At 62.5% G+C, this 22,666-nt stretch carries 17 protein-coding genes; 8 read left to right on the plus strand and 9 right to left on the minus strand.

Going from position 1 to position 22,666, the window contains the following annotated elements; genetic code table 11:
* The first annotated feature begins 89 nt into the window (after positions 1-89).
* The 3 genes from BN1137_RS08925 to BN1137_RS08935 all read left to right on the plus strand — a co-directional run bounded on the left by BN1137_RS08925 (position 90) and on the right by BN1137_RS08935 (position 2,948).
* On the plus strand, positions 90-1,616 hold the full coding sequence (locus tag BN1137_RS08925; protein ID WP_050718266.1) for a YjjI family glycine radical enzyme: 1,527 nt from the start codon (positions 90-92) through the stop codon (positions 1,614-1,616).
* A gap of 10 nt (positions 1,617-1,626) precedes the next feature.
* On the plus strand, positions 1,627-2,499 hold the full coding sequence (locus BN1137_RS08930; RefSeq protein WP_050718299.1) for a YjjW family glycine radical enzyme activase: 873 nt from the start codon (positions 1,627-1,629) through the stop codon (positions 2,497-2,499).
* 125 nt (positions 2,500-2,624) lie between these two features.
* A complete protein-coding gene (locus BN1137_RS08935; RefSeq protein ID WP_050718300.1) occupies positions 2,625-2,948 on the plus strand; it encodes a DUF1820 family protein in 324 nt (107 codons plus the stop codon).
* A 13-nt stretch (positions 2,949-2,961) separates the two neighbouring features.
* On the opposite strand, the gene BN1137_RS08940 is transcribed toward BN1137_RS08935, so the two are convergent.
* The 3 genes from BN1137_RS08940 to BN1137_RS08950 form a co-directional block, all read right to left on the minus strand.
* Positions 2,962-3,891, minus strand: a complete 930-nt coding sequence (locus BN1137_RS08940; protein WP_050718267.1) for a LysR family transcriptional regulator — start codon at positions 3,889-3,891, stop codon at positions 2,962-2,964.
* Between the two features lie 133 nt (positions 3,892-4,024).
* Positions 4,025-5,221, minus strand: coding sequence for an amino acid aminotransferase (locus tag BN1137_RS08945; RefSeq protein ID WP_050718268.1), 1,197 nt, complete (start codon positions 5,219-5,221; stop codon positions 4,025-4,027).
* A 185-nt stretch (positions 5,222-5,406) separates the two neighbouring features.
* The gene (locus BN1137_RS08950) at positions 5,407-5,682 is read right to left on the minus strand and encodes a metal/formaldehyde-sensitive transcriptional repressor (protein WP_050718269.1); all 276 of its coding nucleotides are present in this window, start codon (positions 5,680-5,682) and stop codon (positions 5,407-5,409) included.
* 71 nt (positions 5,683-5,753) lie between these two features.
* On the opposite strand from BN1137_RS08950, the gene dmeF reads away from it, so the two are divergent.
* The gene (dmeF, locus tag BN1137_RS08955; RefSeq protein WP_050718270.1) at positions 5,754-6,707 is read left to right on the plus strand and encodes a CDF family Co(II)/Ni(II) efflux transporter DmeF; all 954 of its coding nucleotides are present in this window, start codon (positions 5,754-5,756) and stop codon (positions 6,705-6,707) included.
* 13 nt (positions 6,708-6,720) lie between these two features.
* On the opposite strand, the gene BN1137_RS08960 is transcribed toward dmeF, so the two are convergent.
* Positions 6,721-7,134, minus strand: coding sequence for a hypothetical protein (locus tag BN1137_RS08960; protein WP_050718271.1), 414 nt, complete (start codon positions 7,132-7,134; stop codon positions 6,721-6,723).
* 261 nt (positions 7,135-7,395) lie between these two features.
* Here BN1137_RS08960 and pulA point away from each other — a divergent pair, with 261 nt between their 5' ends.
* Positions 7,396-11,433: a pullulanase-type alpha-1,6-glucosidase gene (gene pulA, locus BN1137_RS08965; RefSeq protein WP_050718272.1), complete on the plus strand. Its 4,038-nt coding sequence runs from the start codon at positions 7,396-7,398 to the stop codon at positions 11,431-11,433.
* Positions 11,434-11,668: 235 nt separating this feature from the next.
* Here the strand turns inward: pulA and BN1137_RS08970 are convergent, their stop codons facing one another.
* Positions 11,669-14,113 carry a zinc/cadmium/mercury/lead-transporting ATPase gene (locus BN1137_RS08970; protein ID WP_050718273.1) on the minus strand — a complete coding sequence of 815 codons (2,445 nt, stop codon included), beginning with the start codon at positions 14,111-14,113 and terminating at the stop codon, positions 11,669-11,671.
* A 237-nt stretch (positions 14,114-14,350) separates the two neighbouring features.
* On the opposite strand from BN1137_RS08970, the gene tpx reads away from it, so the two are divergent.
* Positions 14,351-14,854 (plus strand): thiol peroxidase, encoded by a 504-nt coding sequence (gene tpx, locus BN1137_RS08975; protein WP_050718274.1) that lies wholly within the window; start codon positions 14,351-14,353, stop codon positions 14,852-14,854.
* A 79-nt stretch (positions 14,855-14,933) separates the two neighbouring features.
* Here tpx and BN1137_RS08980 read toward each other — a convergent pair whose 3' ends face one another.
* Entirely contained in the window at positions 14,934-15,488 is a 555-nt protein-coding gene (locus tag BN1137_RS08980) for a hypothetical protein (protein WP_050718275.1), read from the minus strand.
* A 155-nt stretch (positions 15,489-15,643) separates the two neighbouring features.
* Between BN1137_RS08980 and BN1137_RS08985 the strand changes: the two genes are divergently transcribed.
* A complete protein-coding gene (locus BN1137_RS08985) occupies positions 15,644-16,864 on the plus strand; it encodes a DEAD/DEAH box helicase (protein ID WP_050718276.1) in 1,221 nt (406 codons plus the stop codon).
* 187 nt (positions 16,865-17,051) lie between these two features.
* Entirely contained in the window at positions 17,052-18,545 is a 1,494-nt protein-coding gene (locus BN1137_RS08990) for an alkaline phosphatase D family protein (protein ID WP_050718277.1), read from the plus strand.
* Between the two features lie 117 nt (positions 18,546-18,662).
* Here the strand turns inward: BN1137_RS08990 and BN1137_RS08995 are convergent, their stop codons facing one another.
* From BN1137_RS08995 to BN1137_RS09005, 3 genes are all read right to left on the minus strand, one after another.
* Entirely contained in the window at positions 18,663-19,460 is a 798-nt protein-coding gene (locus BN1137_RS08995) for a hypothetical protein (RefSeq protein WP_050718278.1), read from the minus strand.
* Positions 19,457-20,773 (minus strand): sphingomyelin phosphodiesterase, encoded by a 1,317-nt coding sequence (locus tag BN1137_RS09000; protein ID WP_050718279.1) that lies wholly within the window; start codon positions 20,771-20,773, stop codon positions 19,457-19,459. Before BN1137_RS09000 ends, BN1137_RS08995 begins: the two co-directional genes overlap by 4 nt.
* A gap of 192 nt (positions 20,774-20,965) precedes the next feature.
* Positions 20,966-22,525, minus strand: coding sequence for a methyl-accepting chemotaxis protein (locus tag BN1137_RS09005; RefSeq protein WP_050718280.1), 1,560 nt, complete (start codon positions 22,523-22,525; stop codon positions 20,966-20,968).
* Positions 22,526-22,666: the final 141 nt, after the last annotated feature.

Genomic DNA, 22,666 nt, shown 5'->3' on the forward strand with positions numbered 1-22,666 from the left:
ATTATCGACATCCGCTGTGTTGTGAATGTCACTTCAAATAAGGCCCTGCAAGTGTGAGGATTTAGCCATCATCCGTTTAGGAGCCTGCTATGTCCCTCACCGCCACCTGTCAGCGCATAGTGCGCGACCCTCTGCTCTCACCATCCCAAAAGAGTCACGCCCTGGCGCTGGCCGCCGAGAATGCCCTGCCTTACCCCGAGCTGCCCGCCAGCGTCGCCGATGCCATGGCAGAGGGAGTGTTGTGCGACATGTTTGAGGGGCACGCCCCCTACAAGCCGCGCTATGTGTTGCCGGATTACCAACGATTCCTGAGCCAGGGCTCGGCCTGGCTGGAGCTGGCGCCGCCCACGGATTTCGATGAGGCCCTCGATGCCCTGCGCATCTTCTATCACCATGTGCCCTCGGTGACCGGCATGCCGGTCTGGCTGGGGCGGCTGGATCAGTTGCTGCTGCCCTTTGTCGGGGCGCTGGACGATGAGACCCTCTATGGCAAGTTGCGGCGCTTCTGGATCTACCTGGACAGGGTGCTGCCGGACGCCTTCATGCACGTCAACATAGGGCCGGACGACAACCGGGTCTGCCGCCTGATCCTGCGCATCGACGGTGAACTCAAGCAGGTGGCGCCAAACCTCAGCCTGTTCCACGACCCTTCCCAGACTCCGGACTCTCTGCTGATGCAGGCGGTACAAAATATCGCAGAGTGTGGAAAACCCCATATCGTCAACTATCCACTGCACAGAGACACCTTCGATACCCGTGGTTTTGGCATCGTCAGCTGCTATAACGCCCTGCCGCTCGGGGGCGGAGCCAACACCCTGGTGCGTATCTCCCTCAAGGAAGTGGCCGCCCGGAGTGCCGGTATCGATGACTTCATGAATACCTGTCTGCCCCACTATTGCGAGCAGGCCTCCCTGCTCATCGAGGCTCGTGCCCGCTTCCTGCATCAGGCGTCCGGCTTCTTCGACAGCTTCCTGGTGCAGGAAGGGCTGATCGAAGAGGAGCGCTTCGTGCCCATGTTCGGCATCTATGGCATGGCGGAGGCGGTCAATATCTTGATGGACAAGGAAAATCTGCCTGAGCGTTACGGTCGTGACGAGGAGGCAAATAGGCTCGGCTATCGCATCTCGGCAGAGCTTTCTGACTATGTGACCAACAGACCTCAACCCCATGCCTGGGGCGGGCGAGCCCTGCTCCATGCCCAAGGCGGGCTCAGTGTGGATCGGGGGGTGACACCCGGGGTGAGGATACCCTATGGCGAGGAGCCGGATCCCGCCAGCCATGTGCTGGCGCTGGCGCCGCACCACGGCTTCTATGGCTCCGGCATCAGCGAGATCCTGACCCTGGATCCCACCATACGCCAAAACCCCCAGGCCCTGCTGCAGCTGTGCAAGGGGGCCTTCGCCATCGGCATGCGCGAATTCAGCGCCAATGTGGCGGACAGCGATCTGGTGCGGGTGACCGGCTACATGATCCGCAAGAGCGACGTGGCTCGCTTCGCGGCCGAAGGCTCGCGCCTGCAGACCACCTGCCTCGGCGCCGAGGCGAGCGAGCTGACCGGTATTCGCCAGCGGGCGCCACGGGTGGTGGGGCTTGAGGCCTGCCTGGGTGAGCGGTGACCTGAGCCGACTGCTGGCGAGGACCGCCATCGTCAGCAGAATATTGCCCTTCTCCTGCGTGGATGGGCCGGGCAATCGTCTGGTTATTTTCCTGCAGGGCTGCAACTTTCGCTGCCCGGGTTGCCACAACCCACACACCATAGGCTTGTGCGATCACTGCGGCGACTGCGTGGCCGATTGTCCAAGCGGCGCCCTGACGATGGCGGAGGGGCGGGTGAGCTGGCAGGCGGCGCTCTGTACCCATTGCGATCGCTGCACCGACGGTTGCCCACGCCAAGCCAGCCCCAAGACTCAAGTAATGTCGGTGGCCGAGGTGTTGGCAGAGCTGCGCCGCTATGGCCCGTTGCTGAGCGGCGTCACCGTCTCCGGCGGCGAGGCCAGCACCCAGTTGCCCTTCGTGGTCGCGCTGTTCACCACCATCAAGAGCGATCCCGCATTGACCCGCTTGAGCTGCCTGCTGGACAGCAACGGCTCCCTGGCGCCAACGGGCTGGCAACGGCTGCTGCCGGTGCTGGACGGCGCCATGCTCGATCTCAAGGGGTGGCGGGATGAGGTACACCGCGCGCTGACCGGTTATGATCGCGAGCGGGTGCTGGCCTCCCTGCAGCTGCTGGCGAGGTGCGGCAAGCTGACCGAGTTGCGCCTGCTGCAGGTGCCGGGCAGGACGGACTTCATTGATGCGCAGGGGAGGCTGGACGCCGGCCTCTGCGCCTTCTTGCGAAGTCTGGGCCCCGTGCCCATTCGCCTCAACGGCTTTCGCCAGCACGGGGTACGCGGCGCGGCGCTGGACTGGCAGGAGGCGACCCGCGCCGAGCTGGAGCAGCTCGCCAATGCCCTGCAGATGCAGGGCTTTGACGCTGTGTCACTGCCAGCTATCTATTGAATTGTGACGCCGTCCCGATTTTTTTCGCCCTGAGACTCGATATGACGTAGCTGTGATGGCCGTCTATTTGAGCCATGGGAGGGGGCGGCTAGAATGGGAAAACCGTCCACCATCAACAGATGCCCATGAGTGAAGCCAACGCCTTATATCGAGTGCAGTTCATTTGTCACAGCGAGCGTTACGAGGTCTACGTCAGAGAGGTGAATCAAGGCCAGCTGTTCGGCTTCATCGAGATAGCCAACTTCGTCTGGGACAACCACACCGCGCTTATCGTCGATCCCGGTCACGAGAAGCTCAAGAGCGAGTTTGCCGACGTCAACCGCACCCTGATCCCCATGCATCAGGTGCTGCGCATCGATCAGGTGCGCAAGCAGGGGGCGGCCCGCATCACCGAACTCGGCAACAACGTCGCCACCTTCCCCGGCCCCATCTATACCAAGAAGCCCTGAGCCCGCCCAAGGCTCAGCCCTGCTTTATAGCTCGTCCCAGCTGCAGGATCCGCTGGCGGAACCAGCGCAGTGCGGGCTCTTCCCCCGTTGGGCCATACCACACCAGGCTGTGGGTCACGGCGCCATAGTCGAAGGGGACCTCGAGGCGCACTAGCCCCGGTAGGTCGGACTGCGTCGCCCAGCCCTCGATGGCGGTGAGGATGAGATCGCTTTGGCGCAGCAAGGCTGCCGCGCTGCCAAAGTCCGGCAGGGTGGCACCTATCTGGCGGCGCACCTGCAACTGGGCAAGGCTCTGCTCGAAGAAGGGGTTCGCCAGTTCTTGATCGCGAATGGCGATGTGGCGCCAGCTCAGGTAAGCATCCAGATCCCAGGCTCGGCTGAGCGCCGGATGATCCGCCCGCAGCAAACAGACCAGCCTGTCTTCGCACAGGGTTTCCCACACCAGACCTGAGTGGCGGGGCAGGGGCTGACTCTGATCGTGGGGTAGGATCACGAAGTCGAGTTTGCCCGCCGCCAGCGCCGCCAGCCCCCGCTCATCCTTGTTCCAGATGGTGGGGGAGAGCCCAGGTACCTCCCGCATCAACTGACCCAATATGGGGCCCATCGGCCAACTCATGCCGCTCTCTCGCACTGCTATGTTCAGCTGTCCCTGCCAGTGGGCGGGGTCGAAGCCACTTTGACTGGTGAGGCCGTTCAGCTCGCTCAGTAGCCGGTGCAGGCTGGGCCCGAGTCGCTCGGCAAATGGCGTGAGCAGCAACTGGTTGCCCTGGCGATAGAGCAGCTGATCCCCGAGCAGCTCCCGCAGCTGATTGAGGGTCTTGCTGACGGAAGAGGGTGTGGTGCAGAGACGCTCGGCGCTGCGGGTGACGCTGCGGCTATCCAGCAGCAGGTGCAGGGTGACCAGATGGCGTCCGCCCAGGCGAGAGAGGGCAATCAGATCCATAGCGGCTCCCGGGATGGCATGAGCATGACCAGATGGTGTGCTCTCTGGCGAGAGAGGGAGGTCAGTTCCATAGAAGCTCCAGATAAGACGGAGAAGGGGAAACAAAAAGCCCCGCCGAGGCGGGGCTTGGGGCTTAGCCCTTGAGTACGGCAGCCATGGCGTCGGCCACGTAGTCGACGTTGCGGCTGTTGAGGCCCGCCACGCACATGCGACCGGAGCGCACCAGGTAGACGGCAAACTCTTCCCGCAGGCGATCGACCTGCTCCGGGGTGAAGCCGGTGTAGCTGAACATGCCGCGCTGGCTGATGAAGTAGCCAAAATCACGGCCAGGCACCTTGGCGCTCAGCACCTCGAACAGCTTCTGGCGCATGGCCTTGATGCGCACGCGCATCTCGTTCACTTCGCTCACCCAGAGGGCGTGCAGGCTGGCGTCGTTCATCACCGCTGCGGTGATCTGACCGCCGTGAGTGGGGGGGCTGGAGTAGTTGCGACGCACGGTCGCCTTCATCTGACCCAGCACCCGGCCCGCCTCTTCTGCATCCTGGCAGATGACCGACAGGCCGCCGCAGCGCTCGCCGTAGAAGGAGAGGTTCTTGGAGAAGGAGTTGCTGACGAAGAAGCTGACCCCCGCATCGACCATGGCGCGGATGGCGTAGGCATCCTCTTCCAGGCCATCACCGAAGCCCTGATAGGCGATGTCCATGAAGGGGATGAGGTTCTTTTCGACCACGAGGGTGATGACCTGATCCCACTGGGCGCGGGAGAGATCCACCCCGGTCGGGTTGTGGCAGCAGGGGTGCAGCAGCACGATGCTCTTGGCCGGCAGGGCACCGATGCAGGCGATCATGGCATCGAACTGGACGCCGCCGGTGGCCGCGTCGTAGTAGGGGTAGTCGTGCACCTTGATGCCGGCGCCCTCGAACATGGCCTTGTGGTTGTCCCAGGTCGGATTGCTGACCCAAACCTCGGAGGTCGGGAAGTAGCGCTTGAGCAGATCGGCACCTATCTTCAATGCGCCCGAGCCGCCAATGGTCTGGATGGTGGCGATGCGACCGGCCTTGACTGCGGCATGCTCGGCCCCAAACAGCAGATGCTGCACGGCGGTGCGGTAGTTGGCAGCCCCTTCCATCGGCTGATAGGGGCGGGGCGCCGGGGCGGCGGCACGGGCGGCTTCGGCCTGCTGTACTGAGGCCAGCAGCGGAATGCGACCCTGCTCATCGTAATAGAGGCCGATCCCCAGGTTCACCTTCTGTTCGCGGGTGTCTTTGTGGAAGGTCTCGACTAGCGTCAGTATGGGGTCGCCAGCGTAGGCATCGACGTGTTCAAACATGGGGGGTCCTTGCGAATTGGAATCCAGAGTATGGCGATCGGTGATCGGCAGCCATGATGGCGTAAAGCCTGTTAGGGCTCAAGTCTGAACCCACTGTATTTCCCCCTTTCCCCCGAACTGAGCCACATGATGTCGAATATGGCGCTGGCGAGCGTTGAGGTGACGTTCGCCAATCAGTTAGCCCCTTATTTTAGGTAGGAGCGCAGCACCCGCACCACCTGGTCCAGATCCTCCAGCCGCTCGGTCGGGGTCGCCTCGGCGGCGCCAAGATGTTCGCGCATATGGCCCTCCAGCACCTCCAGCATCAGGCCGTTGACGGCGCCGCGAATGGCCGCGATCTGCTGCAAGATGGCGGCGCAGTCACTCTCCTGCTCCAGCGCGCTCTCCAGCGCCCCCGTCTGCCCTTTGATACGCCTGACCCTGGCCAGCAGCTTTTTCTTGTTGTGCACAGTGTGTGACATGCAGGATCCTCTCGATCGATAAAACTATACTGGGGTATAGTATATTGCATCCCAGCTCTCAGGAGAAATTCATGTCATCCGTCGCCTCTCACTGCCATCAACCCGTCGTACATCAAGGCAACCCTCTGGCCGAACAGAAGACCCGCTGGGCCGTGCTGCTGACCCTCGTCATGATGGTGGCGGAGATCGGCGGCGGCTGGATCTTCAACTCCATGGCGCTGCTGGCCGACGGTTGGCACATGAGCTCCCACGCCCTGGCGCTCGGCCTCTCGGTGCTGGCCTACCGCGCCGCCCGCCACTATGCGCGGGACTACAGGTTCAGCTTCGGCACCTGGAAGATAGAGGTGCTTGGCGGCTTCACCAGCGCCCTGCTGCTGGTGGGGGTGGCCGGGTTGATGCTGTTCGAATCGGTGGCCCGGCTGCTGGATCCCAGCCCGATCCATTATCAGCAGGCCATCGGCATCGCCCTACTTGGCCTCCTGGTCAACCTGACCTGTGCCTGGCTGCTCAAGGACGATCATGACCATCATCACGGTCACGACCACAGTCATCATGGGCATGACCATGGGCATGCTCACCATGAGCACGCCGATCAGCATGGCCATCAGGACTTGAACCTGCGGGCCGCCTATATCCACGTACTGGCGGATGCGGCGACTTCGGTACTGGCCATCTTCGCGCTGGTGGGGGGCATGTTGTGGGGGGCCGACTGGCTGGATCCCCTGATGGGCATAGCGGGCGCCGTGCTGGTCGCGGTATGGGCCAAGGGTCTGTTGCGAGACACTGGGCTGGTGCTGCTGGATGCCGAGATGGACGCCCCCGTGGTGGAGGAGATCCGGGAGGTGATTGCCGAGCTGCAGGGTGCCGAGATCCGTGACCTGCACGTCTGGCGGGTCGGGCAGGGGCAATACGCCGGTGTGTTGTCGCTGAAGATGGCTGAGCCAGTGCCGGCCAGCGAGATCCGCGAGCGGCTCGCCATCCACGAGGAGCTGGTGCACCTGACCATCGAGATTGCCAGGAGTTGAGACTGCGAGCGCCTCAGTGGGGCTGACGCTCGTCCCCCTCGTGGGACTTGTCATGCCAGATGGAGCCTATCAGCAGCTTGAGCAGCAGACCGGGCGGGTTGTCCAACAGGCGGCCGGATTCGAGCTGCAGATGGCCGTCCGAGCGAAAGCCCAGGCTGGCGTGCACCTTTCCCTCCTCATCGACTATCTGGATTAGTCCGTTCAGGGTTCCCCGCTCGCCGGGCTGGCAGCGCAGACGCAGCTCACGGGATTCTCCCAGCAGGGTAAAGGCACGGGATTGGGGAGGGGTCTCTTCGTAATCGGGCCAGTTGAAGAAGCTGTACTGCTCGGCGAGCCCGCCGGCCTGTTGGCAAAACTGGTCAAACAGCTGGCTGATGGCCAGGTACTCCCCATCCAGTCGTTTCGCCTGTTCATTGATGCGCGTCATCGGTTAACCCTCTCTATCCATTTGATCGGAATTGGTTTTTTTCTGCTGCGATCTCGTTGCTCTGGTGATGCTGCATATTTTGGCTCTGGTCTGTGAGCTTGCTCCAATTTTCGTTATGAAAACGTTATCTTGTTGAAAGAGATTGGTTTTTTTTGTCGCGTTGCTCACATTTACAACAATCCTCGCTGATTAATATGGCATCGCTCGGCTACGGCCGGGTACTCGTCTATCGAGACTAACTACAGCGGGAATTATAAAAAAATGGATATGAAAAAGACCAAAGTGGCGCTGGTAACAGCCTCACTGCTCGCGCTTTTGTCTGGCTGTAATGACAACAGCTCCTCTGCTACTACCCCAACCCCACAGGATGAGCCTGTCGCTCGCCTTCCCAATATGCAACCCCCGGCCGAACAGTTGGTAGCCGGTCCCAATGAGGCGGTGATCGCCCTGGTGGATACCCAGACCAGCGCCGCACGCAGTATCGCCGGACCCTTCGCGAGCCACAGCATGCACCTGTGGAACAACGATGCCTGTAATGCCACCGCCGAGAGTGGCCTGAACGCGAGCTGGGATGATGCCAGCAAGACACCGGCCGCGGTGGACAGCTTCGGCCCGAGCTGGGTAGTGCCGCTTGCCAAGATGGAAGGCTGCATCAACTTTATCGCCCGTAACGGCGATATGGCGAACCTGACCGGCGCCGACATGAAGGTGGTGTTCAGCGAGCACCCGGATCGCACCGTGGCAATCGTCGCGGGCAAGAACGAGATCTTCGGCAGCCGTGCCGAGGCCTTCACCGCCGCCTTCGGCGTGGCAGGGGCCAGCGCCCACCTGATCGATGGCAGCACCCTGATCTGGCAGGGAGGCAAGGACAAGCCCCATGTGCGCCTCTACTACACCGAATCCGGCACCATCACCGCCAACAGCGAGGGGGTATTCGACTTCCCCTACCTCAAGCTGACCGCCACCAGCCTGACTGCCGAACAGCAGGCCAAGTATCCGCATCTCAAGGATGCCGCCGCCTTCGCCCTGCCGTCGGGCAAGGATCTCAAGCCCCTGCTCAAAGGTGAGCTGGTGGCCATCGGCACAGACGCGAGTGGTATTTTGCAGGGGGCGACCCTGGTGCAGAGCGCCGGTGCCCTCGACGCTGTCTACGCAGAGGCCGCCGCCAAGCTCAGCTATGGTGCCGTGGTCGAGGGGGGCAACGTCACCTTCCGACTGTGGGCGCCGACCGCCAAGTCGGTCAAGCTGGCGCTGTTCGATGAGCAGCACAAATCCCTGGGCGAGCGTGCCATGACCCTGGACGAGACCAGCGGCAGCTGGAGCCTGCAGGCCGGCAATGATCTGGTTGGCAAATATTATCGCTACGACATTCAGGTCTATCACCCGCTGAGTCGCAAGCTGGAATCCTATCAGGTCACCGATCCCTACTCCCTGAGCCTGGCCATGAACTCCGAGTTCAGCCAGGTGGTGGACTTGGACGATCCTGCCCTCAAACCCGAGGGATGGGACAGCCTGAAGGCCCCCCACAGTCAGGCCAATCCGGCCGACATCGTCATCTACGAGGCCCATGTCCGGGATCTGACCGGCAACGATGAATCCACCCCGGTCGAGCATCGCGGCAAATTCCTCGGCCTGACCGACAGCGACAGCGTACCGGTCAAGCACCTGCAAGCCCTGGCCAAGAGCGGCGTCAGCCACCTGCATCTGCTGCCGGTGTTCGACATCGCCACCGTCAACGAAGATCCGGCCAAGGTCGCCAATATCGGCGATGACTTTAGCAAGCTGTGCGAGGTCAATCCCGAGGTCAAGAACTCCAAGTTCGCCAGCCATTGCGGTGGCGGTGAGACCATCGAGGCCGTGCTGACGGACCTGCAAACGACCGACAGCAAGGAGAACCCGGTGGTGCAGGAGCTGTATGGCTATCTGCGCGGGGTGGACTCCTTCAACTGGGGCTATGACCCCTACCACTACACCGCCCCAGAAGGCTCTTACGCTACCAATGCGGAAGGGTCTGTGCGGATCAAGGAGTTCCGCGAGATGGTGCAGGCCATCAAGCAGAACATCGGCATGAACGTGGTGATGGACGTGGTCTACAACCACACCAACGAAGCTGGCCTCGGTCCGAAATCCGTGCTCGACAAGATAGTGCCCTGGTATTACCAGCGCCTGAACCCGGAGACCGGCTCGGTCGAGAACTCCACCTGCTGCTCCAACACTGCGCCAGAACACGCCATGTTCGCCAAGCTGATGGATGATTCTCTGGTGACTTGGGCGCGGGACTACAAGATCGATGCCTTCCGCTTCGATCTGATGGGCCACCATCCGAAAGATCAGATGGTGCAGGCCCTGGCCGAGGTGAAGAAGGTCAACCCCGAGATGTACTTCTACGGGGAAGGCTGGAACTTCGGCGAGGTGCAGGATGACAAGCGTTTCGTACAGGCTATCCAGAAACACCTTGGTGGTACCGGCATCGGCTCCTTCTCCGACCGCTTGCGGGATGCAGTCCGTGGCGGCAGTCCATTTGATGGCGGCGAGGGCATTCGCAAGACCCAGGGCTTCGGCAATGGCGCCTTCGTCGATCCCAACGAGGTGAACGGCGTGGAGCTCGCCACCGCCCTGCATCAGTCCGATCTGGTGCGCCTCGGCATGGCAGGCAACCTCAAGGAGTTCGTGCTGACCGACAAGGATGGCATTCCGAAGAAGGGCTCTGACATCGACTACAACGGTCAACCCGCGGGTTATGCCCAGGATCCGACCGAAGTACAGAACTATGTCGACAAGCACGACAACCAGACCTTGTTCGACAACCTGGTCTACAAGGCGCCGGCAGGTGCCGATCTGGTGCGGATGCAAGGGGTGTCGCTCGCGACCGCCATGCTGGGGCAGGGGATCCCCTTCACCCACGCCGGTGTCGAGTTGCTGCGCTCCAAATCCATGGAGCGAGACAGCTATGATTCGGGCGACTGGTACAACCGGGTCGATTACACCCTCGGCGACAATAACTTCGACAAGGGCTTGCCGCGCAAGGACAAAGATGAAGCCAACTATGGCTTGATCGAGCAGGTGATCAACCTGCACAACAAGCCGACGCCGGGCCAGATGCAAGAGATGCAGGGCTTCTATCAGGAGCTGGCACAGCTGCGTCAGTCCTCCCGTCTGCTGCGCCTTGGCAGCGGTGCCGAGGTGATCAAGCGGGTCGACTTCCGTAACACCGGGCCGGATCAGGTGCCGGGCCTTATCGTGATGAGCGTGGATGATGGCACCAGCGCCGGTGCGGATCTGGATCCCGCCATCGATGGCCTGGTAGTGATGATCAATGCCACCAATGCGTCCCAGAGTATCGGCGACTTCCGTGACGGTAACGATCAGCCCATCGATCTCTCCGGCATGGTGCTGAGCGGTGCTCACCGCAGCAGTGACAGCATCGCCAGCGGTGCTTCGGTTGGTGGTGATGGATCCCTGTCACTGGGAGCTTGGTCTGCCGCCGTCTTCGTCAAACCGCAAGCCGGCGCTCAGGGCACCGGTCTACCGATCGGCAAGAAAACGGATATGAGCACCATACCCCCGTTCGGCAACACGGCGCTCTTCCTGAAGGGTTTCCTGGACTCGAGTTTTGGTGACAAGAACCCCCTGGTGTTCACCACCAACTTTATGTACGAGTTCACCACCGAGGTTACAACCGACCAGTTGGGAGAAACGAAAGTGAAAGTGGCGGATGCCGGTTGGAACATCAACTACGGCAGCTGTACCTCTAGTGACAAGCTAGTTGTGGGGGCACCGCTGACACTTTGCTCCGGTTCTAATGACAATGTAGGGCTCGACCTAGCTAAGGAAGGTACCTATAAGTTCGTGTTTACCGCCATGAACAAGGACAAACCTACCTTAAGCGTCAGTTACACCGAGCCGGTGAAAGCCTGCAAGGTGCTGGATACGGTGGCAGGCAATCCGCTCGGTTACAACTTGTTCGTCAAGGGTGAGCTGTCCGGTTGGAATGCCCAGCCCCAGTATCAACTGAGCTACAAGGGGATGGAAGGCGATCTCGCCATCTATCAAGCCGCATTCAACTATGCCGGCACCACAGAATTCAAGGTGGCCAACGAGGACTGGAGCAAGGAATACCTGCTCAATAATGGCGGTGCTGTCCAGGCTGAGACGGGCTACCCCATCGCCTTCTCCCAGCCTGCGAGCGCCAACAACAAGATCACCCTGCCGCAGGGTCTGTGGAGCGTGCTGGTGAAGGTGGATCCGGCAGCGGTCAAGCCAGGTACTGCCGTGATTCAGGAGTGCAGCGCCAAGTAAGCAACCCCATCGAGCCCATGGCTGACTCGGCAGCCATGGGTTGAATTCCACCTTGCCAAGGGTGGGATAAGCCGAGAGCGTAAGAACGAGGCGCGGACTGCCATCATCAGCCGCGCCTTGATTTTTTGGGATTAGGCAGCCACCTGGTCATAAAGAAAAGCCGCAACCCTAGGTTGCGGCTTTTTGCTTCCACTGGCCCGGCGAGGGGTCAGCTGGTTGGGGTAAACCGCCGGGGTCAGCGCTTGCGCAGCAATCGCAGGGCGTTGGCGGTGACCAGGGCGGTGGCGCCGGTATCGGCCAGCACCGCTATCCACAGGCCGGTGATGCCAAGCAGGCTGGTGACCAGGAAGATGGCCTTTAAGCCCAGTGCCAGCGCTATGTTCTGGTGGATATTGGCGAGCGCGGCGCGCGACAGCCGGATCATGGCGGCGATGCCACCGAGCTGGTTGTGGGTCAGGGCGGCATCGGCGGTTTCCAGCGCCACGTCTGTGCCACCGCCCATGGCGATACCGATACTGGCCCGCTTCATGGCGGGAGCGTCGTTGATGCCGTCCCCTATCATGGCCACCTTCTGCGTCCGGGCCAGCCTGGCTATCTCTTCCACCTTGCCTTCCGGCAGCAGGCCGGCGCGCCAGCCCATACCGAGTTCGCCGGCGATGGCTTCGGCTGCTCTGGGGTTGTCCCCGGTCAGCATGATGCTCTGCAGCCCAAGGGCGCTCAGCTCCTGCAGCGCGGCGGCGGCCTCGGGCCGGATCTGATCGCGCAGCGCCAGCAGGGCGACCGGTGCGGCCCCCGCCTGGCAAAGCAGCACCACCGTCTTGCCCTGTTGCTCAAGGGTCGCGATCCGGGCGTTGTGTACATCACTGAGCTGGGTGACTCGGCTCGGCGCCAGCAGTTGCCAGAGCACGCCATCGATGCGTCCCTCTACCCCCATGCCTGGCAGGGCACGAAGCTCAGTGGCTGCGGCCAGACTTAACCCCTGTTCGTTGGCCGCGGTCACCACGGCGCGGGCCAGGGGATGATGGGAGCCCTGCTCGATGGCCGCGGCCAGCGCCAGCCACTCGGACTCGGGTCTGCCATCTAGGCTGACTAGTTCGGTCAGTTGTGGCTTGCCCAGGGTCAGGGTGCCGGTCTTGTCGAAGGCGACGGTATCGACATGGGCGAGACGTTCCAGCGCGGCGCCTCCCTTGATGAGGGCTCCTTGCCTGGTCGCCGCCGCCAGGGCGGAGGTGACTGCCGCGGGAGTGGAGATCACCAGGGCGCAGGGGCAGCCGATGAGCAAGAGCGCCAGCCCACGATAGATCCACTCATCCCAGCTCTGGCCGAAGAAGAGCGGCGGTACCAGCACCACCAGCAGGGCGACCAGCATCATGGCCGGGGTGTACCAGCGGCTGAAGCGGTCGATGAAACGCTCGATAGGGGCGCGTTGGGTCTCGGCCTCTTCGATGAGGTGCAGGATGCGGTCGATGGCGTTGTTGCCGGGCTCTGAGACCACTTCCAGGCGCAATACCCTGTCTGCCGCCAGGCTGCCGGCGGCGACCTTGTCCCCCTGCCGACGCTCCACCGGGATGGATTCACCGGTCAGGGCGCTCTCATCAAATGCCCCGAGGGCGTCGAGCAGGCGGGCATCGGCGGGTAGGCGGGCGCCAGGGGCGATCTCGATGATATCCCCTGGGCGCAGCTGGTCAGCAGCTACCTCTTCGCGAACACCACCTGCTAGCGTGGAGCGGATGCGCAATGCCTTGTCCGGCACCAGCGCCATCAGGGCGGTGACCCCGGCGCGGGCGCGGCTGGCGGCATATGCCTCCAGGTGTTCCCCCAGCATAAACAGCAGCAATACCATGGCCGCTTCGGCGGTCTCACCGAGGAAGAGGGCGCCGAGCGCCGCGACCGTCATCAGGGTCTCGATGGCGAAGGGGGAGCCGCTCTTGGTCAGGGCCCAGGCCTTGCGGGCGACGGGCCAGAGTCCCCAGAGGGTCGCCAGGATAAACAAGGGTTTCCCGAGGGTATCGGGCAACAGTGCCGCCACCAGCATCAAGCTTGCCAGAGAGAGGGGTTGCCAATACTTGCCAAGCAGCGTCATCAGAGGGCTGCGCGGCTTGGTATCGGCTGCTGTTGTCTGGGTGTTTCCCTTGAGCTGGAAGCCCGCGGCCAGCACGGCGGCGGTGATGGGGTCGGGGGAGAGGCCGGGGGCCAGATCCACCACCAGTTTCTCGGTGGCAAACAGCACGCGGGCCTGCTGCACGCCAGCAACCCGGCTGACGGCGGTCTCTATCTTGCGGGCGCAGCTGGGGCAATCCATCCCCAATACCTGCCAGCTATGGCGACTGGCGTTCTGCTCTGGCTCGAGCAAGGTGGCGCGCTCGTCGGCGGCCTCGTTGTGGTCATGATGGTCGTGTGCATGTTGATGCTCATGATCATGGGCGTGGTCGGGGGCCTGGGGCTGAGCGCTGCAGCAGGCCTGGTCGCTACAGCTCCCTCTGGGGGGCTCTTCATCACCCGGCGGGTCGCTTTCGTCGTGCGCCTGATGGTCATGGGAGGGCTGGCTGGCACAGCCACTGACGGGCGCCACGCTGTCACAGCAATGGCTGTCATGCTGGTGTTCGGTCTGATTGGCAGGTTTGCCAACGGCCTTGATGGGGGCTGCGGCGTGCTGATGATTGCAGCAGGATTTGCTCATATGTCGTCCCTCTTGAACTGATCCCGCCGGTGCGAGATCCTGAATACCTGAGCCGAGTGTAAACCTTGGTGCTTAGTCCAAGGTCAAGCCACTTTATCGCTCGTCTATTCAGAAAGAGGTTGCCAGCCCGGCCCATTATAAAGAGCCTTATATCCCTCTTATTGGCGGGTGTTTGTCCTCTGCCGCTGGGCCTATACTGGGAACCTGGATCCTCCCTTAGATAATCAAGGACACAACATGAGCAATACCGTCACCCTGCAAGGCAACCCTGTCTCCGTTTCCGGCCACTTCCCCGTTGCCGGTGAGCAGGCCAAGCCCTTCTCCCTGGTTGCCAAAGACTTGTCCGATGCGACCCTGGCGACCTTCGCCGGTCAGCGCAAGATCCTGAACATCTTCCCAAGCGTCGATACCCCGACCTGCGCCACTTCCGTGCGTAAATTCAACGAGCAGGCCAGCAGCCTGAACAACGCCGTGGTGCTGTGCATCTCCGCCGACTTGCCGTTCGCCCAGTCCCGCTTCTGCGGCGCCGAAGGTCTGGACAAGGTCGTGAGCCTCTCCACCATGCGTGGCGTCTCCTTCCTGCAAGACTACGGCGTGGCCTTCTCCTCCGGCCCGCTGGTCGGTCTGGCTGCCCGTGCCATCGTGGTACTGGATGCCGACAACAAGGTGCTGCACAGCGAGCTGGTAGCCGAAGTCGCCGACGAGCCGAACTACGCCGCCGCCCTGGCTGCCCTGGCCTGATAGCGGTCCTGTCTACGTCAGTAGAAGCATCGAAAGTAAAACGGCCCGCTCTGTGAGCGGGCCGTTTTTTTATCAGCTTTCAGCTGTCTGCATCGGTTGACGCAAGCGCCTTATGCAGGAGCAGGCTCAGTTGATTATCGGGATCCTGTGGCAGGCTCAGCACGCCGAGCTGCTGCGCCTGATCGACTGAAATCTGTTTGGATAACAGCGCATTGAGCCCGGCCTCGCTGACCATGACAACCCTGTCTGTCGGTGTGGGCGGTGGGCTGTGCAGTTGCAGCAACAGTACCTCTTTACCCCTCATCTTTGACCAGAGTCCCGAGTCCACCAGCAGGATGGAGAAGCCTCCTGGCAGATCGGCGCGTTGCAGATCCTCTTTCAGCTGGCGCAGCCACTGCTGGGCTCGCACGAACCCTTCACCCCCATCCAGGGCGGGGATTTGGCTGATCTGCCGGGTCGAGATGGCATCGGCCGTTGCGATGGCGATATCGAGGGAGCCGGGCCAGGACAGCGCGAACGGATCTCCGACCAGCATATCGTAACCGCAGGCCATGGTCTGGAAAGGCAGGGTACTGGTGAGGCTGAGAGCCAGAATGCCGGCCATGAGGCGACGAGGGGAGGGGGGCTGATGCATCTTGCGTTGCTCCTTACCGGGAAAGACGGCACCCCTGCCGCCCAGATGAATTGATGAAAAGAACAACACAATGCCTGTGGATTGTCTATGGCGGTTGCACTCACGGGGGGTCGCTGGCTAGACTTCGCCTCCCACTCCCTTCTCCTTGTAGCGCCATGACCTTCAACGAATTTGCACTCGACTCCGCCTTGCTGGCCGCCCTGCCTGCCACTCTGCATACCCCGACCCGGATCCAGCAGCTTGCCATCCCTGCGGTATTGGCAGGGCAGGACGTGCTGGCGCTGGCCCAGACCGGCAGCGGCAAGACGCTGGCATTTGGTTTGCCGTTGCTGCAACGGCTGGACCCGGCCTCCGATCGGGTACAGGGGCTGGTGCTGGTGCCGACTCGCGAGTTGGCGCTGCAGGTGACGGCCGTGCTGCAAGGCATGGCCGAGGCATTGGGGCTGCGTGTCCTGACCCTGTGCGGCGGGGTGGCGCAGGAGCTGCAACAGGCCGAACTGGCGCAGGGGCCGCAACTGCTGGTGGCGACCCCGGGACGACTGCGGGATCTGCTGGCGCAGCGTTTGCTGGGATTGAGCCATCTGCGGTGTCTGGTGCTGGATGAAGCGGATCGCCTGCTGGAAATGGGTTTCTGGCCCGACATCCAGTGGCTGATGAATGCCATGCCTGCCGAGCGGCAGAATCTGCTGTTCTCCGCCACCCTGCCAACCGAGCTGGAGAGCTTGGCTACCGGCCTGCTGACCAACCCGACTCGCATCGAGGCCAATCCGCTCAACAGCCTGGTGGAGGATATCGAGGAGCGGCTCTATCTGGTCAACAAGAGCGGCAAGGTGCCGGCGCTCATCGCACTGTTAAAGGAGCAGAACTGGTCTCAGGTGCTGGTATTTATCAGCGCAAGGGACGATGCCGATGGCGTGGCCAGAAAGCTCGCCAAGGCGGGTATCACGGTGGCGGCCCTGCATGGCGACAAGGATCAGGCGGCGCGGGAGCTGGCGCTGGCAGATTTCAAAGCTGGCAAAACGCGGGTGCTGGTGGCCACCGATCTGATGGCGCGCGGCATCCATGTGGAGGCGCTGCCGGTGGTGATCAACCTGGACCTGCCCACCAGTGCTCCCGTCTATGTGCATCGCATCGGTCGTACCGCCCGCGCCGGGCACAAGGGGCTGGCGATGTCGCTGGTCTGCCACGGCGAGGCAGAGACGCTCGCGGCCATTCGCACCTTGACTGGACGGGAGCTGCCTTTGAGCGAGCTGCCCGGTTTCCCGGTGACCGACCAGCCGGCCAGCGGTGAGGGCAAGCGGGCACCCCGTGACAAGCAGGCCAATCGCCGCACCGCCAACAAGCGCAGCGTCAAACAGTTCAAAGGCAAGGCATAAGGTCATCTTCGCGCCCTTGAGCTTTGGGGCGGCAGTACGACACACCTTGTTATGACCGCCGCATCGTCAAACGGTTTGGGGACAGACTTATGTCTTCTTTGCTGCCCGAGAGGGCAGCCCAGCTGGTCAGTATCAAAGGGGGTCTATTTCGCTATGCTGCATGGGTGACATCATGGAGAGATAAGCGATGACAACCTTGGTAATGGGCCCCCTGCTGGGGCTTGAATCGGAGACGCAATACAGCATCTGTTTTCTGGCAGGGGCTGATTGCAAGGACGCGAGCGTCAGAGTCAATGGCAAGCTGCTGGCCGCCAGCAAGCAGGCAGATACCCACAGAGGTGGCTTCTGGCGAGCGCTCTGGACGGCGACTCCCAAGGCCAAACCCGGCACCATCATCTATGAGATAGTGCTGGACGGCGTTCCCGCCCGGGATCTGGCCGGGGCCGAGCAATGGCAGTTCCATCTGCCGGGGCGGCAAGACAAGGTGCTGATTGGTTATGCCTCCTGTAATGGGTTCTCCGACTTCAAACTGCTGACCTCCACCCCCCAGCCCTACGTCATGTGGGACAAGCTGGCCGCCGAACACCGCAAGGTTCCCTTCTCCCTGCTGTTGATGGGGGGCGATCAGGTCTATGCCGACTCCCTCTGGACCACGGTGCCGACCCTGAAAGCCTGGAACGAGCTGGACAGAGTGGAGAAGGTCAAACGCAAGGCGACCCGCACCATGGAGGAGCAGCTCGATCGCTTCTATTGCGAGCTCTACTGCAAACAGTGGGGCCGCCCCGAGGTGGCGCGCATGCTGGCCGCCATCCCCAGCGCCATGATGTGGGACGATCACGACATCTTCGATGGCTGGGGCAGTTATCCCGCCGACCTGCAGGGCTGCGAGGTCTATCAGGCCATCTATGCCGCCGCGGCCAAGTATTTCCGGTTGTTCCAGCTGCGCTCAGGCGCCAATGGATCCTTGCTGGATCCGCTGAACCTGAGTCACCACTCCTGGCGGCTGACATTTCGGGGTTATCAGATACTGGCGCTCGACAACAGGGCGACCCGCACCCTGACCCAGGTGATGAGCCGGGAGCAGTGGGATCAGGTCAACGAGGCGCTGGCCAGTTCCACCGAGGGGCACCTGCTGTTGATGGCGGGGGTGCCGGTGGTCTATCGGGACTTCTCCTTCACCGAGGCTGCGCTGGACGCGACCCCCTGGGAGGAGGAGCTGACCGACGATCTCAAGGATCACTGGCGCGCCAAGGCCCACGAGGGGGAGCGGGCGCGGCTCATCATGCGGCTGCTGGACAACGCCCAGCAGCGGCGCAAGGCCGACAAGGGCGCCTCGCGGACCCTGATCCTGTCGGGAGATGTGCACGTGGGCTGCCTCGGGGTCATTCAGGACCGGCGGGTGGGCAAGGGGGTGATGAATGTGCACCAGCTGGTCTCCTCCGGCATAGTGCATCCCTGTCCCACCCAGTTCCAGTGGATGGGGATCCTCGCCATGACCAACGACAACCCCGAGTACCTCGACGAGAGCCGGTTGATCCGTACCGAGCTCATCAAGCCGTTCGGCGCCCCCGTCTATCTGCGTACCCGCAACTTCGCCACCCTGCAGATGGGCAGCGATGACAAGCTGTGGGCCAACTGGCATTGCGAGAATGGTGTGGCGGCCAGCTACCCGCTGGCCTGAGGTATCAGAGAAACAACAGGGCCCCGGTGGGCCCTTTTTTGTGGTTGATGATGGGGGCACGCGGTGCGCCAGCGAGGCATGATCCAGTGTCTTGCCCCGCAAGGGCAAGGCATTGGCTCAGGGTTGACCCTGTTCCTGGGCGAAGAAGTCGCGCCGCCACTGGCTGAGCACCGCCTCTCTGTGCTGCTGCCAGCGCTCCGGCGCCATGGCGTTCTGGCTGGCCAGCAATTGCTGCTCCAGCTCGGCCAGCTGCTGCTGATAGCGGCTGCGCTGATCCAGCTGCTGTTGGCGCTGACCGGCAAAGGCCAGGCTGGCCTCGACCTGGGGGGCGGGCAGGAAGTGGCGGGCCAGGGTCTCCAGCTCCGCATCCCCCCACAGCTGACGGGCCTGCAGCAGGCGGGCATCCGGGTTGAACAGATCCGCCGCCAGATCCGGGTGTTGCTCTGTCCACTCATCCTGCAACCGGGTCAGGGCGGCCAACCGCTCGGCCAGGGTCAGTTGCTCGCTCTCGTTGGAAAGCTGCTCCAACGCCTGGGCATAGCGCCCCTGCAGCAGGGTCAGGCTCTCCCCCTCGCTTAGCCATTGCCCCTCGACGTTCCTCAGGTTGTCCAGCCGTTCATCCAGAGGCTGGTTACTCTGCTGGATCTCGCCCGCGAGCTGACTCTCGGCCTCCTCAGGCAACGTTTGCCAACTGCGGGCTTGGGCCTGCCCCTGATTGGCTGCGATGGCCACCGACCCCGGCGTTGCGGGCGTCAGCGTTGCCATTCCTGTGGCGGTTTGTACCGGTGTTGGCTGCTGCGGGGCTATGTTCAACTGCTTTCCCCCTGCTTCTGTTGTCGATTCATTCTGCCAGACTGGCCTGAGTAGCAAGAGTGCGGGGAGCGCGAGGGCCAATACCCCGTAGCGCCGCTTCATCGGGCTATCTCCCCCTTGACCGGGAAGTGATCCGAGAGGTTGCTGGCGGGCCAGAGGCTGCCATCGCTGCTGCGCGGGATCCAGACGCTGTTGAGGTTGTGGCTGGCGGCGCCGTATTCCCGGCTCACCAGCAGATAGTCCAAATACTCGACGTTGGCGCCACCGGAGAGGGGGCCACCGGCGTAGGGGTTGAGCCTGGGATCGAAGGTCGCCTCGGTATAGCCACCGTAGGCGGGGGCATGGGCATTCAGGTTGGCCAGCATGTTGGCGTAGTCATCGGCAAACTTGCGCTTGTTGACGTTGAAGTCGCCACCGTAGATGACGGTGTCCGTGACCGGGATCTTGAGGCTGGCGGCCAGGGCGCGAATTTGGCCGAACTGGATCTGACGCAGCCTGCGCGCCTCGTCGGTATCGAAGCTGGCGGTGTGGGTGGCGAACAGGTGCCAGGCTTTGCCCCCCTTGATCACCTCGGCGTACATGACCCCCTTGTCGGCGAAGCAGTCGGTGCCGGTGCACTGGGGATAGACCAGCTGGGCCTCGCGCACTATGGGGTAGCGGCTGACGATCACCACGCCGCCGTCGTGGATGTTGATGCCCGGCTTGTCGAGCACCTTGGTCTGATAGGGGTACTCCTTGGCCAGCGCCTGCAGGAAGCCCGCCCGCCGTCCGTCGAACACCTCCTGCAGCAGCAGGGCGTCATAGCCCTTGAGGTGATCCGGCAGCAGAGTCAGCCGCTCTCCTATGCTGGAGGCGATCACCGGCAGCGCCCAGACGTTGTAGCTGGCGACCTTGAGTTTGTTCTCCGCTGGTTCCGGCTGCTCCCGGGACTGTGGCGGCGTCAGCATATAGTGCAGGTCGTCGTAGCGGCCGGTGAACTTGGCGGCGAAGGCCAGCTCCTGCGGCCCCGCCTGGCGATGCAGGGTGCGATCGCTCTGCCAGCCAGAGGCGCCGGTGGGCGTCTCGCCGCCGTGTTGCAAGGTGGTGTTCCACCAGGTGCCCTCCATCAACTGGTTGAGGCGATAGACATCCCCACCTGCGGTGGTGACGCGGGTCTCGAACAGATAGTTTTTACCAGCTTTGACCCCCTCGTAGCGGTTGAAGCTGAGCACCATGGCGCTCTCCCAGGGGCCCAGCTCCGTCCTGTGCTGAATCCACTGGCTGCCTTGCTGCAACTGGCCGCTGCCACTCTGGCGGATTTCCAGCTGGAGGGGCTCTGGGCCGTTGTTGGTGAGATAGACATCGGTATCGGCCAGCGCCTGCAGCGGAAAATGGCTGGCCAGCAGCAGGGCGGGGTAACTCAGGGCTTTGTGCATCAGTAAGTCCTTTTTGGTTGAAGCACGCTGGAAAATGATTGTTATGGCGGGCATAGAGGTCATTTCATTTACATTTTTGTTACAAATAAATGAAAGGCCCCATATGGGGAGGTAATTGAGAGGGCGATGGGGGAAGAGAAAAAGCGTCGCCAGCCGCATGTCGTGCGACATGCCTGGCGACACGGATGAGGGTCAGCTGTGGAACTGGTTGATTAGGCGGGAGAGGTTCTGCAGTCGCTCTACCAGCAGGGTGATGCCATCCAGTGCCTGCCGGCTGCTGTCGGCGGTGTGACTGGCCAGCTGATGGATCTGGTGGATCCCCTGATCCAGGGTGCTGGTGACATCCGCCTGCTGACTGACCGCCTGGGCTATCTCGTCGCTGGTACGGGTGACCTGGGTCAGCATCTGGTTGATCTGATTAAGCACTTCGGCCGTCGAGCCCACATGCTGCCGGCATAGCTCCGAGGTCTGGGCGCCCTGAGTCATGCCATCGGCCAGCTGTTGGGTGCTCTGTTGCAGCGCCCCTATCATGTCGCTGATTTCACCGGTGGAGCTGCGGGTCTTCTGTGCCAGCGCCCGGATCTCGTCGGCCACCACCGCAAAGCCGCGGCCCTGTTCGCCGGCCCGCGCCGCCTCGATGGCCGCGTTGAGGGAGAGCAAATTGGTCTGATCCGCTATCTGGCCTATCACCTCCAGGATCCCGCTGATCTTCTGGCTGTCCTGGGTTAGCCTCGCCAGCACGCCGTGGCTGGCATCCAGTTCGCGATGGAGCTGGTTGACGGACAACTCAGTGGTCGCCAATGCCTGCAGGCCGCTGGCCGAAACCCGCTGCACCTCGCTCACCAGGGCATTGGCCTGATGGGCGCTGCTGGCCACGTCGTGGATGGAGTGGCTCATCTGGGTGATAGCGGCGGCCAGCTGTTCGCTCTGGACTCGCTGCTGCTGCAGGTGGGTATCTATGGTCTGGATATGGCCCCTGTCATCCTCGGCGGCTTGCAGGATCTGCTGATTGGTGTCGGCGCTGCGCCCCACCACGGCCCTGAGCTCGGCCTTCTTCATGCGCAGCAGTAGCTCGAGGGCTCCCAGGCTGTCTCGGCGTCCGGTGTAGAGCACCTGACAGAGCGGGGTGCCCAGCTCCTCACCGGCGCTGGCCAACAGCCGTGCCAGCCGTTGTTGCAGGCGCCAGCCATGGGCCATCTGAGCCAGCAGGCAGAGCAGAGGGATCCCGCTCCAGCCAGGATGGCCGGTGATCAGGGTGACTGCCAGCCCGAGCAGAGCCGTGCCCGACAGCAGCAGGCTGAGCTGGCCAGGCTCCAGAGCGAGGCGACTGTGCCAGGGCAGGGCCTTGCCTGCCTGGATGCGGGCATAGAGCCGCTCGGCCCAGGCGATGTCCTGCTCGGCGGGGCGGGTGCGTACCGACTGGTACTCGATGATCTGTCGTCGCTCGTCGAGGATGGGGGTGACGTAGGCGTTGACCCAGTAGAACTGGCCACTCTTGGCGCGGTTCTTGACCAGGCCCATCCAGCTCTTGCCTTGTTTCAGCCGTTGCCACATGTCGGCAAAGGCGGCCTTGGGCATGTCTGGGTGGCGTACCAGATTGTGAGGAACCCCTTCCATCTCGCTGGCACTGTAGCCGGCCACGTCACAGAAGTGCTGATTGGCATAGGTGATGTGGCTGGCGGGATCCGTGGTGGAGATCAGTGATATGTGGTCGGGGAAGCGTATCTCCCCTTCTCCTTGGGTTGTGGTCATGTGCGCATCCTGATTTGAGCCAAGTAACTGATAAATTTGTTTTTATTGTGAGTGTTTGTTACGGCGTCATTGTAGATGCGGGGGGAGGAAACCAATCTTGGCTTAGGTCAATTAATCGCCACTGACAAGACGGAAAAGAGG

Source organism: Aeromonas tecta (assembly GCF_000820185.1).
Lineage (GTDB): Bacteria > Pseudomonadota > Gammaproteobacteria > Enterobacterales > Aeromonadaceae > Aeromonas > Aeromonas tecta.